11 protein-coding genes are annotated in these 12,219 nt (G+C 53.7%); 7 read left to right on the top strand and 4 right to left on the bottom strand.

Annotation, left to right across the window (positions count from 1 at the left end):
• Positions 1-6 precede the first annotated feature (6 nt).
• Both SFX18_06765 and SFX18_06760 read left to right on the top strand, forming a co-directional pair.
• Positions 7-2,358: a hypothetical protein gene (locus SFX18_06765; GenBank protein ID MDX1962836.1), complete on the top strand. Its 2,352-nt coding sequence runs from the start codon at positions 7-9 to the stop codon at positions 2,356-2,358.
• A gap of 248 nt (positions 2,359-2,606) precedes the next feature.
• Positions 2,607-3,527 (top strand): TrmH family RNA methyltransferase, encoded by a 921-nt coding sequence (locus SFX18_06760; GenBank protein MDX1962835.1) that lies wholly within the window; start codon positions 2,607-2,609, stop codon positions 3,525-3,527.
• Positions 3,528-3,608: 81 nt separating this feature from the next.
• Here SFX18_06760 and SFX18_06755 read toward each other — a convergent pair whose 3' ends face one another.
• Together SFX18_06755 and mtnA are read right to left on the bottom strand one after the other, a co-directional pair.
• Positions 3,609-4,073, bottom strand: coding sequence for a hypothetical protein (locus SFX18_06755; protein ID MDX1962834.1), 465 nt, complete (start codon positions 4,071-4,073; stop codon positions 3,609-3,611).
• A 250-nt stretch (positions 4,074-4,323) separates the two neighbouring features.
• A complete protein-coding gene (mtnA, locus tag SFX18_06750; protein ID MDX1962833.1) occupies positions 4,324-5,385 on the bottom strand; it encodes an S-methyl-5-thioribose-1-phosphate isomerase in 1,062 nt (353 codons plus the stop codon).
• A 457-nt stretch (positions 5,386-5,842) separates the two neighbouring features.
• Here mtnA and SFX18_06745 point away from each other — a divergent pair, with 457 nt between their 5' ends.
• From SFX18_06745 to purU, 5 genes are all read left to right on the top strand, one after another.
• Positions 5,843-6,586, top strand: a complete 744-nt coding sequence (locus tag SFX18_06745; GenBank protein ID MDX1962832.1) for a sigma-70 family RNA polymerase sigma factor — start codon at positions 5,843-5,845, stop codon at positions 6,584-6,586.
• The gene (locus SFX18_06740) at positions 6,579-7,808 is read left to right on the top strand and encodes a hypothetical protein (GenBank protein MDX1962831.1); all 1,230 of its coding nucleotides are present in this window, start codon (positions 6,579-6,581) and stop codon (positions 7,806-7,808) included. The genes SFX18_06745 and SFX18_06740 overlap by 8 nt, the downstream gene beginning before the upstream one ends.
• A gap of 302 nt (positions 7,809-8,110) precedes the next feature.
• Positions 8,111-8,452, top strand: coding sequence for a hypothetical protein (locus SFX18_06735; protein MDX1962830.1), 342 nt, complete (start codon positions 8,111-8,113; stop codon positions 8,450-8,452).
• Positions 8,453-8,780: 328 nt separating this feature from the next.
• A complete protein-coding gene (locus SFX18_06730) occupies positions 8,781-9,176 on the top strand; it encodes a hypothetical protein (GenBank protein ID MDX1962829.1) in 396 nt (131 codons plus the stop codon).
• Between the two features lie 394 nt (positions 9,177-9,570).
• Positions 9,571-10,407 carry a formyltetrahydrofolate deformylase gene (gene purU / locus SFX18_06725; protein ID MDX1962828.1) on the top strand — a complete coding sequence of 279 codons (837 nt, stop codon included), beginning with the start codon at positions 9,571-9,573 and terminating at the stop codon, positions 10,405-10,407.
• A 155-nt stretch (positions 10,408-10,562) separates the two neighbouring features.
• Here the strand turns inward: purU and SFX18_06720 are convergent, their stop codons facing one another.
• Both SFX18_06720 and SFX18_06715 read right to left on the bottom strand, forming a co-directional pair.
• Complete coding sequence (locus SFX18_06720) at positions 10,563-11,240, bottom strand: J domain-containing protein (protein ID MDX1962827.1); 678 nt, start codon at positions 11,238-11,240, stop codon at positions 10,563-10,565.
• Between the two features lie 106 nt (positions 11,241-11,346).
• Positions 11,347-11,973: a flavin reductase family protein gene (locus SFX18_06715; GenBank protein MDX1962826.1), complete on the bottom strand. Its 627-nt coding sequence runs from the start codon at positions 11,971-11,973 to the stop codon at positions 11,347-11,349.
• Positions 11,974-12,219: the final 246 nt, after the last annotated feature.

Genomic DNA, 12,219 nt, shown 5'->3' with positions numbered 1-12,219 from the left:
GACTCCATGAAAGACACGTTTAATCCGTATCGGACTTGGTTGGGCTTGGATAACATCGCGGGTAATCACATAAGTAGTGAAAATACCAGTGGTGAAACGCCTAACCACTATCAGCTATTGAATTTAGAGCTGTTTGAGGCGAACACCGGCTTGATTACCCAGGCCGCCGAACGTCAGTTAAGTCGTCTGTTAAAAATTACGCCTGAAACCCATCGCGAGGTCTGGCAACGCCTGGTCGGAGAATTGGCCGCCGCCCAAAGCACTCTTTCGCATCCCCGCCATAAGCGCGAATATGACGAAAGTTTGAAATTACAAATCAAATTAAACCGAGAGGCCGCTCCCTCGAAGGGGCGTAAAATTTACGGTGTTGAAGGGGCTGCTCCGCGTAAACCACTGACCCTGGCGGAACCAGTCGCCGCGATTAGCTCTTCCACCGCGAATGCGTCCCAACAGGTCCCGGTGCCGGAACATATCGCTCAGGGGGGGGGTGAACAGCCGCGCGACTTCGCATCATCCATCCCATTGGCTCCACCTGTCCCTCCCCCGGTTGCGCCGCCCGTCTCGGCTCCGCCATCTTTTGTTCCCTCTGCGCCACCCGTAGGTCAACCGGCTTATAGTCCCCCCGTTTACGGTCCAGGAGGGTATTTTCCCGCACAATTTCCGCAGTCAGCTTCTGGAGGACATCCGTCCCTAGATCCTTCCGCCGTGGCTCCGGCTTATTCAGGGGGAACGGCTAGCTACTATACGCCGTTTCCAGCGACTGGCCAGCCTGTTCCTCTTGAAGCTTCATCGGGATTGTTGCCGCCGCATTTATTACCGGCCCATTTGGCGGCACAGCATTCTCCCCCGGGCAGTGCCTCGACACACCCCGGCTATCCCCCGGGGCAGTATGTTTCAGGCCAATATCCGCCCGGGATGAGTTATCCTGCCGTGGTGACGCCGGCTGCCGCCGTCAATCAACCTGCGAATCCTTTATTGCCCGTCCAAGTTGCCGGCCATGACCCAATGGCCCCGTTAAGGCCCGAGACCACGGCGTCCACTTTGTTAATGGACCGCTACCCCATGTCTCCCGGGACGTCATTACCAACGAACGAGACAAGCAGTGCGGTTCTTTCCGGTCAAACGTCCGCGCCTGCCCGGACTTCTGTGGCCCATGCTCTAAATCGTCGTCATAACGCCGCGCAAACATACGCGTTATTTGCAGGTGTCATGCTAGGGGGAATGATTCTGGTTTTTGTTCTGGCCAGTTTTGCAGGTAATTCCAAGAGCCCCGTGGAAATCGCGCAGAATTCAGATTCTAGCTCGAAACGACTAAGTTCGTCGCCAGCAACTCCAACACGAAACAATGCTGCTTCTTCAAAGGTTCCTTTTAATCCGGCGCAGTCCAAGACTATGCCCGTTTTGACCCCACCAGCGCCAGCAGCGGAATTACCCAATACACTCTCTCCGCCAGCGGATCCTCCCGCCAGTCCCGCCCAAACCGCCAAAAGTGTTACAAATTCAACCATAGCGCCTCCGCCAGGACAGGTGAAACCACCGGGGGAAGCAACTAATCCGCCGAAATCAGATGCTGTCACATCGGCGGAACTAACGACCGCGCCTGCTTTACCCGCGCCAAATGCGACGACGCCTCCGCCTTCCGCACCGGGTAATGTAACTTCGCCGACAAATCCAACGCCCATGCCAGCCCCCAACCCCGGCCCAGGCATTGCGTCGCAACCCAGTACCCCACCTGCTGGCTCGCCGCAGTCAGAGCCATCTCAGCCCGTTTCAGCTCAGCCGGTGCCTCCCCAGTCAGTGCCTCCCGCCCAAAACACTCCACCGCCGGTCCAGGCGACAGCGGAGCAGGAAAAGGCGTTTTGGGACATATTGCGCGAAGTCCGTTCAGGCTTGGCGGAGCGCAACTTTGATTTTGCCGTGGAAAAACTTAAATCCGCGCGCGAGTTGGCGGTGAGCGCGGATTTGCAAGCGCATTTGCAATCCATGGAAGAAGTCGCCGAGTACACTCGCGAGTTCTGGAGCGCAGTGCAAGAATCGATGCGGACCTTGGACGGCGAAATTGAAATCGGCAGCAGCAAGGCCAATGTGGTTAACTCCACCGCCAGCGAAATCACGATCCGCCGCAATGGTAAAAATGAAAACTTTAAATTCAACAGTCTGCCCACGGGACTGGCGGTGGTCATCGCGAAAAAATGGTTTAACAGCGAACCAGGAAATAAAGCCATCTTGGGGGCATTTTACTTTGTGCAAGTGAAAGTAAATAAAATCGCCGACGCGCGGCAATTATGGACCGAAGCGCAACAACAGGGGGTCGATTGCCAGGGAATGCTGGTCCTCATCGACAAGCTGGGCCTATAAGTTCCCTAGGGCCTATTATCCCATATTCTCTCGACATGAGCCGACTTTATTTCTAATCTGGGAATGAGAGTTAGTTCTGTGTCAACGCTGAAGATTCGAGTTAGGCGGATCAGCCGCAGGGCCCGAGTCCCCGCTTCTTGCCGCTCGCACCGCTGGTTAACACCCTCCGGTTCAGCCGCAAAGGAATCGTTGACAGGGCACTAGCTCATTTTGAATGGCCGTGCGATTCCCTTTCTATTGCCTTTTGCATGATTACCAGTTTGCAAAATCCACGGGTAAAGGCAGCGATTCGCCTGCGCGATTCCCGGCAACGGCGCAAGTCTGGCCGCTTTCTGATTGATGGAGCGCGGGAAATTCTGCGCGCCTGGCAGTCGGGGATCACGCTGACCGAGTTGTACTACTGCCAGGAATGGGTGCATACGTCCGAGGGGAGTGACCTGCTGTTTATCATTCAACAAGGAAGTTTCCCTGCGAATAGTCCGGAGGAATTGTCCGCTCACCCCGGGACGGAAAGCGTCTTTCCCGAACTGCTCCCCGTCAGCTCCAAAGTCTTTGAACGCCTGGCCTATGGCGAACGGGCGGAGGGTTTTCTTGCGGTGGCCCAGGCCCCGGTGCGAAAACTGGAGAATTTTTTACATTTGCCAAATACCCAACCTCCCTTGTATGGCGTCCTGGTGGATGTGGAAAAACCAGGTAATGTGGGGGCGGCAATGCGCAGCGCGGATGGCGCGGGGGTGACGGGAGTAATCGTCGCGGGGGAAAACGCCGAATTGTGGAACCCCAATACCATTCGGGCCAGCCTGGGGACAATTTTCCACGTTCCCTGCTGCACGGCCACCGAACAAAATGCGCTTTCGTGGTTACGGCGAAATGTGGCAGTTATCTATGCCGCCAGTCTGGATGCGGAACAGAGTTACACGGAGGTTGATTTTACCATTCCGTGCGCCATTGCCCTGGGAAGCGAAGACGAAGGGCTGGACATAGCTTGGCAGGGATTTCCCAACCCCAGTGCGCCCCAAAATGCCGACGACTCTTCACCCTCTGCGATGATTGTGCCTATCGCGCTCCCGATGCTGGGCATTGCGGATAGTTTAAATGTCTCCGCGGCGGCGGCGGTTTTATTTTATGAGGCGCTGCGTCAGCGAGGGGTACGGGAGGAAAGGGGGTAGGGTACAGGGACGAGGGCTTGGTCTTGAACTTTAAAATAAGCTGTAAGCCGCAGTTGCCTTAATGAATGACTTTCTTTCAGTTTATAATTCCGCGAGTTCTTCCTCCGTTTGCCGATCGCATTGCCATTGGCTGAAGGCATCCGCTATCGGTTGTGCCGCGCGACCGTACAACACTATTGGAGTGTGATAGTCCACTAATTCAATGGAAAGCGCGCGGTAGAACAATTCATAATGAAAATCGCCTCGTAGGACCCTTTCCCAGGGAAAAAATAAGGGAGGGTGAAATGGCCTGAATAAGAAGAATATCGAAATTCGCAAACCACGCGAAGTCACTGTCACAAACAAACATCGACCATAAGAGGCGGCAAAGGGCGGCCAACCGAATGAGCCAGAAATCATCCAGAATTCACTGCCAGATTCTTTTATGGTAGCTGGATACAAATTGCCAAGTTGCCACCATCCCCCAACCCAAGAAAGCAAAGCACAGAATCCCGCATAGATGAAAGCTGAGAAAAACACAGCGGTGCAAAAAGCAAAAAATTCCACACTCTACCCCAGTTTGCTATTAAATGAATAATTGACACTTATCACCAAAGTTATCTTCCAAAATGACTGTCTTGTATTCCATTTTGCCAATATTGTCGTTGACGCAATATTCTCGAAATAGAATACAAAGCTGCGAACCCCTCATAGGAATAAAGCATTCTTTTAAACGGGGCTCCGCCGATTTTGACCAGTTCAACTTTGAGCAAGCGTTTCAGCGCGTCCAAAGCTTCGCGGCGCGGCTTGACGCCCCTTAGCCTAGAAGTTTTGCGATATTAGCCGCCGTGACCGGGCGAATGATACCCCGCTCGGTCACCAGCGCCGTGATCAACTCCGCGGGGGTCACGTCAAAGGCCGGGTTAAACACCCGCGTATCAGCCGGGGCTGTCCTTCGGCCAAAAGCTTCCGTCACTTCGCGCGGATCACGCTGTTCGATGGGAATCCCCGCGCCGTTCGAAATATTGAGATCAAAAGTGCTGGAAGGGGCCGCCACATAAAACGGCACCTGGTGGTAGTGGGCTAGGATTGCCAGACCATACGTGCCGATCTTGTTCGCGGCGTCGCCGTTCGCGGCGATCCGGTCCGCACCCACGATCACCGCCCCCACCTGACCCGCGCGTAAGACTGTGGCGGCCATATTATCACATATCAACGTTACCGGCACGCCCGCCTGTTGCAGTTCCCACGTGGTCAAGCGCGCGCCCTGTAACAGCGGCCGCGTTTCATCGGCATACACCTGTATGTTTTTTCCCTGGGCGTGCGCGGTGTAAATGGCCGCCAGCGCTGTGCCATACTCGGCCGTGGCCAGTGATCCGGTGTTGCAGTGCGTCAAGACGCCGCGATTGGCTGGCAATAGCTCCGCCCCGTATTGTCCAATGGCCCGGCACATGGCGGCGTCTTCCGCGCGAATGCGATGAGCCTCTGCCAGGAGTTGCTCTGTTAAAAAGGCTACCTCGACCGACTTGCTGGCTTGTTCCCGCCCAAATTGTCGCATGCGCTCCAACGCCCAAAACAAATTCACCGCCGTGGGGCGGGATTGGGCCAATTCCGCGGTCACGCTCTCCAGTGCTGTTAACCACTCGCTGGTATTTGTGGGACGGAGATGATGCACGCCCAAGACGGTTCCATAGGCGGCGGCAATGCCGATGGCGGGCGCGCCGCGGACGCGGAGGGCGCGGATCGCCTCAAAAACGGTGGGAACGTCGCGGCAGGCTAAGCGCGTGATTTGACCCGGCAACAGGGTTTGGTCCAGCAGTTCCAAATAGCCATCCGTCTCTCCGATCCAACGCGTGGCGATGATTGGCTCATGATTCATTTCAAAAACACCTTTAGTTATCCTGGTTCAATCAGTTGGCTTCCGGGGCAGAGATGCGACGACCACCAAGTGCCAGCATGCAATTTTGTGATTGAATGGCAAGTCTGTGGGGATTCATCCGTGAAAAAATTCACGAAAAATGCGCAAAAAATTAAGCTGTATTAAAATTCAACTCTTTGCTTCCTGCCAGATTGTACAATTTCGCAAAAAAACATGCCAAAACTACAATGTGACAAGTTTCACAGACTATTTATGGCAATTCCTGGATTTAGCGCAAGTTGATTTACAGTAATAATTTAAGTTTATGTTTATGCCTGTGCATAAGGCCGTAAAAATCGTTTAGAGCACCTTGGCACATTGTTTGCGTTATACGAGAGGCGTCCCCGCAAAGTTGGCAAAACCCGACCGTGATCCGGTTTTTTGCCAACCCGGGGTGGCCCGGTGTGTTAAATTTTCAATGAATTCCGATTTTTTGGCCAATTTGCAAAAAGATTCCGTCACCGGCGGCAACAAACTCGCGAACCACGGCCAAAACCACTGCGTAACCATGAGTGTCACCATCGAACGTCCTCGAACCAACTCGATAAGTTTTATCCCCTGGGCGGAACGATCCGACGAAGAATTGCTGCGCGAGTATCGGACCACCGATACCCGCCGCGCTTTTGAGGAACTCGTCTCGCGGTACGAGCGCGAATTGTATAGTTATTTGCGCCGGTATTTGGGGGATGCGACTTTGGCGGAAGACGCGTTTCAGGCGACCTTTTTACAGGTTCACTTGAAGCGCGACCAATTCGACGAGGAACGCAAGTTTCGGCCCTGGCTGTATACGATTGCCACAAACCAGGCGATTGACGCCCAGCGCCGGAACAAACGGCACCGGATGGTCAGTCTGGATCGTCGGACCGAGCATGACCACGGCGAAGAGATCGGCACCTTGCTCGAATTGCTCACCAGCACCGAGCCAGAAGCCGACACCAACCTGGAAATGCTGGAACGGCGCGACTGGATCCGCCAAGCTGTTCAGGAACTGCCGGAGGGACTCCGTACTGCCTTGATCTTGGTGTATTATCAGGGTTTAAAGTATCGTGAAGCGGCTGATGTGATGGAAATTCCCGTGGGGACGGTCAAAAGCCGCCTGCACGCGGCCATCCTCAAGCTGCATCAATCCTGGAAACAAACCCATACCGCGGAACATGACTGAAACTAACCCCCGCGTCCAGCTGCTCGGATATTTATTGCAGGCACTCGAGCCTGACGAAACCGAGCAAGTCGCCGACCAATTGCGCCGCGACACCCTGCTTCGTTACGAATGTTTATGCTTGCAGCGCGGTTTGCAGCTTCTTTCCGCCGATGAAGAACCTTTTGATCCCCCGGCCCAATTAGCGGCGGCTACCTGTCAAAAAGTTTGGACGCAAGAGTCGCGTCCTTCCCCAGCTTCCGCCGCGGTGGAAGTCACTCCCGCCGGGATCGACCATTCGCCAAATCAAATTTCTCCCCTGGCGGATGATTCCGCCGCGTTGGATCTGACCGGTCAAACATTGACACCCCTGGGCGTGGCTTATCATCCGACTCTGGGTGGCGCCGCTCCTATCCCGCCGACTTCCAGGACAATTGGCACCGACCTAAACACCTTGACGGCTGGCATCACCGATCAAGTATTTCAGACCAACTCTCAAAATTCCGCCACCGCGGTGGATGTCGCCGGGCATGTCCCCGATTTTTCCACCCGTAACTGGCGGCCGCTGGATGTCGGCGTGGCTGTCGGTGCCATGCTGTTTTTGGGTGCGTTGGTCTTGCCATCGATTTTACAATCCCGCGAGCATGCCCAGTTAGTCAATTGTCAAAACAACATGCGCGAGGTCCATTATGGGCTAAGTAGCCTGGCCGCGCATCATCAAGGGATTTTCCCTGTGGCGAGCGAGCGTGGTCCCTTGGCGGCGGCTGGGGTGTATGCCACCCAACTTCAGGATGCGGGTTATTTGACCCATCCCCGCTTAGTTCTGTGCCCCGAGTCCGACTTGGCCCGCCAGTCGGAATTTCGGATTCCACGCACCCAGGACCTCTTGCGGGCCTCCCCCGCCGACTTGCGCAAGCTGCAAGAGTTCATGGGGGGGAGCTACGCTTTTACCCTGGGCTATCGTGATAATGGTCGTTATTACCCGGTCAAAAACCAGTCGCGAAAGCATTTTGCCCTGATGTCGGACCTTCCCCGCTGCACGATTCTAAACGGCAAGTTGCAATACCTAGGGCATCACGGCGGGAACGGCCGGAATGTGCTGTTTGAAGATGGTCACATTTTGTATTTGCTAGATTGCCGCGAATCGCCCGAAGGGGATCACTTTTACCTGAACCATCTGGGCGAGCCACTAGCCGGTACCAACAACAACGACGCGGTGTTGGTGGGAAGCGGACAGGGACCGTGAGGTAGGAGGAGTGGAGTTTGGAGTAATGGAGAGTGGATGGTGGAAAGTGAGTAGTGGACAGAGCATGCTGGAAAAGCAAAAAACTTTGCTGGGCAAATTGTTAGATAATTAAATATTCAAGCGAGCAGAATTTCTCCCCCCCGTGATAAGGTGCGTCAAGTGGATACTTGACGCACCTTATTTATTTAGGCTCAGAGAGGTATAAAGTTAACATCCGATCCGGATAAAATGCCAAGTAGCAATAATGGCAACGGTTACGTACCATTTGTGTTACCAAATGAACTAAATATTTTGACGCTGCTATGAAGACACTTTTTCGTCTGTTGATCTGGGTTTTAATTGTTGCGGTTCTAATTTCATGTTTAGGCTGTAGCGATACTGAACCGTTTGATCCAGTTGATTGGAAACAGAATCGCAATCGAAAACAAATGGTCCATTCTCTCATGGCTTGGGATATTAAGCAGGGAATGACTCGAATGGAAACAAGAAGGCTACTCGGTGCTCCCGATGATGAAAATAAAAATTGTGACCGCTTCTTCATCTACAATGATCCTGGAATAATCTTTGATTATTTATTGATTAATTATGACAGTGGCGATTGTATTGATTCATTCGTAATCGAGACTACGGAAGATACAAGGTAAACCAGTAGCGCCATTCTAACCCTGTACTACCCGTAACTGCCGTGCCACCCGCGCAGGTTGGGTTGCGTAACTTTCTTGAATCGCACAGCGGGGATAAGTAGGTTGCCACTTGTTTCGGACTGCAATCCTCGTTTCCCTACACGGCAATAGGGAACAACACAATGGATACGCCTGGCGGAGACCAAACTCAATCACAAAGTGGATTTCAGGTGGTAGGCCAATAATTATGAGCAAGTATTCCTTTACTCTTCGATCATTATTGTTATTTCAGATTCTTGCGCTGTTAACTACTTGTACATGTGTATGCATTTGCAGTTTCTTCACTACTGTGGAATTGATGCATGAAAATGAACTTAGGCCGGATTTCGTAATGAACGAAAAAATAGTTTTTGTCAGCGAAACAAACGTAACGGCAACTAATTTAAAATCGTATTTAAAGGATGCAAATGATGGTCTCGTTTTGTTTGTAGCAGGATGGTCTTTCTCGGATATGCAATTACTGCAAATGTTTGATGCGGCATCGTTAAAATTTTCAAGCTACGACAAACTCGTTGTAATTCTAACAGATGACCAGCAAGTGTTGCGTTCAAAAATGGACGCTTTCATAAAATCCTGCGACTATGGGCAACCCGCCTTAGTCAGCTTTAAACGCGACATTTTTCACAAAGTCATTTGCGGTTATCCCTCTCAAGCCGAAATAGAGAATTTATTTCAGAACAAATAATCCAGAGAGGGTAGAAATCTTAATCTAAGCTAATCTCCTTGCAAATTCCTCTTGAGATTTCACCGCGCAGAGCTAGACCACCTGCGGTGGGCTTTCTGGCGGCATACTGTTGGGATTGAATTTTTACTAAATACTAGCAACCATAAACCAAATACCAGCTTCCGGTGGTTTTCGCTACGCTCAACCACCGGCTAAGGGCTGCAAATTTTGCATCGAAGTTTTTAAATTACTCGTACATGATGGCATTCTGGTTTCCTACACCCCGGCCCTCTCCCGATAGAGTATTTACACAGTAGGAAACGCGACTATCGAGAGAGGGAGTGGAAAGACACCACCCACCAACCTCCCACACTATCCACTACCCACCATCCACCTCCCACTCTTCTCCCCCCCCATGCCCCAGCATTTGCTTTTAATACACTGTGCCGACCAACCGGGGCTGATCCACACGATCACGGGCGTGTTATTTCGCCGTGGATTTAACATTATTAATAACCAGGAATTCGTGGAAACGGCGGGGAACCAGTTTTTTATGCGGACCGAGTTCGCCGGCGGGCCCGATCCCGCCGCGGCCCTGGCAGAATTGCAATCGCTGCTGCCAGCGGGGGCGGATGTGCGGTTAGCGGTAGCGGCGGCGCGGCCGATTGTGATTTTGGCCACCAAAGAGCCGCATTGCCTGGGGGATTTGCTGCTGCGGCATGCCTATGGCGAACTGCCCGCGCGAATCGCCGCGGTGGTGAGTAACTACGACACGCTGGCTCCGCTTGCCCGGCAGTTTGAGATACCCTTTGTGCATGTCAGCCACCTCGGTTGCGAACGGGCCGAGCATGAGGCCGCGCTGGCCCACGCGATTGCCCCCTTTGAACCGGAGTACCTGATCCTGGCCAAGTACATGCGCGTGTTGTCGCCCGACTTTGTCGCGCGGTGGCCGCGGCGGATCGTCAACATCCATCACTCGTTCTTGCCCGCCTTTGTCGGGGCCAATCCCTACCGCCAAGCGTATGAGCGGGGGGTAAAAATCATCGGCGCTACCGCCCATTATGTCACGGCGGATTTAGACCAGGGGCCGATTATCGCCCAGGGAGTGCAGCCGGTGGATCATTCGTATTCGCACGCGGACATGGCCCAGGCGGGGCGCGAAGTCGAAAAGCTGGTCCTGGCCAAAGCGCTGCGGTTGGTGCTAGAGGAACGGGTCTTTGTCTATGGCAATCGCACGGTCGTGTTTGAATAGGGCAACTGTGTATTCTTCTCAGTCCCCTGAGAAGTGCCGCAGTAGGGTGGCGACACGCGGCCACATTCCATGTTGCTTGGTGAATAAATTATGCCTGCACTGTCCACCAAGAAAGCTTCGGGTTAAAGCCCGAACTACAGTCTGAGGATATTATTTTAAGAGGTAATTTTGAGCCGCGGATATTTCCACTTGAGCTGCCAGCGGCCAAACACGCCCACGCCGCTTTGCCCGATTTGCAGGCGCTGTAACTGCGGAAAACGCGTTAAATTTTCCAGTCCCGCGCGGGTGATGGGCGTGCCAACCAGGATCAATGTGTGCAACAGTGGCAATCCCTGCAGACGCAGCAATTGCCCGTCGCTAAGGGTCGAACGGGTAAAGTCCAACGTGCGCACATGATCTAGCATTGGTTGGTTTTGCGTTAATTCGGCCAGGACGCGATCGGCCTGGGGTTGGTTCCAGCAGCGGATCGTGTCGATGCGTTCGGTCACGACGGCAAAATCCTCACCCACCGATTTGCGCAGCCAGTCAAAAGTTTCCATTTCCAGGGCACAGCCCAACTGTCGCAGCCGTTCCGCTAGTGCCTCTTGTGCGGCGTAATGTTCGACTTGGGCGGCCAGCCAGGCACGACGGCTGGTGCGAAAAGCGACGTATTCATTGGCCTGTTGAAACGCTTCGTTGAGTTTTTGAAAGTCGGCGGCATTTCCCCCGCGGTCGGGATGGGCCTTCATCACTTTGTCGCGAAAGGCGGCCGCCACGTCATCAGCGGAATAGGGAGGCAACAGCCCCAAAATTTCCATAAAGGGGGGGCGCTGGGGGGCGGAAGACTGGGACATGGGGGGTAGTTTTTGCGGACTGCCGGGAGGATTTATTAAACAAGGGCAAACGCTTACATGATTTACTATAATTTGCCCACGCTGAATAGTCTGGTCGAAAATCCGATTATCTCCCCGCCGCGGTGCTCTGTTCGGCCTGGATATTTTCCCGCCAGCGTTCCACAAACGTTCGCTGTAACTCAATATCGGCATGTAGGTTGCGCTGCAAGGCCTGCCGTTGTTCCGGCGTGGCGGCGCAAATTAAATCCCGTTCCCGCAGGGTTTGCACGTTCGCATCACGCGCTGCCAGGCTGCGCCCCGCGGCCAGTACATCGGCCCAATAGTAATTGCGGTCGCCGGTTTGATAGCGGTTGATCACGCGGCATTCCAGCCAAGCCAGGCAATCGCGGATGATCGGCGCGCCGCCGCTGGGTAAAACTTCCAGGTTGGCCAGTTTATCCCGCTCACGACCGGAGCCGATGGCAAAGTTGAGCGCGAGGGCTGTTTGTGCGGCACTAAGCAGATGCAGGCCAAAACCGCCAGCGGCGTCGATTAACTCCGCCGTGTAATGATTTGGCGCGATCCCCGCCACCATCACGGGGCGTTCCGGGTCAATACTGGCTTGACTGATCCAAGTCGCGACCAAGCCCCCCCGCCGCGCGCCGGCTTGCGCGGTGACAATCCAGATTTCACGATTCACCAGTTGCAAGGCATGCTCGGTGGCGAGTCGCGGACTGGGTGATGGGATGGGCATACGACACCAAAAAAAGTGAGGACCTGCGGCGTGAGCCAGGAACCACCAGGCAATCGCCGCCTTCCTTATCATACTGATTTTTTTAGCCGGACGTAAAATAATTTTAGGCTAGCCATCTATCCCGAGCTTACTGATCGATCTTCCTACGCCCCGGATGCGAAAGTGGGAAACTTCCTTGCCATGACGGGGAAAACGTAGCATTCTTTGACAACTGAGGTGGATAACTGATTTAATAAGTTCGATGCA

The sequence above is a fragment of the Pirellulales bacterium genome (assembly GCA_033762255.1).
Taxonomy (GTDB): Bacteria; Planctomycetota; Planctomycetia; order Pirellulales; family JALHPA01; genus JANRLT01.
The sequence above is the reverse complement of the archived record's forward strand: the minus strand, read 5'-3'. Positions and strand labels throughout refer to the sequence as shown.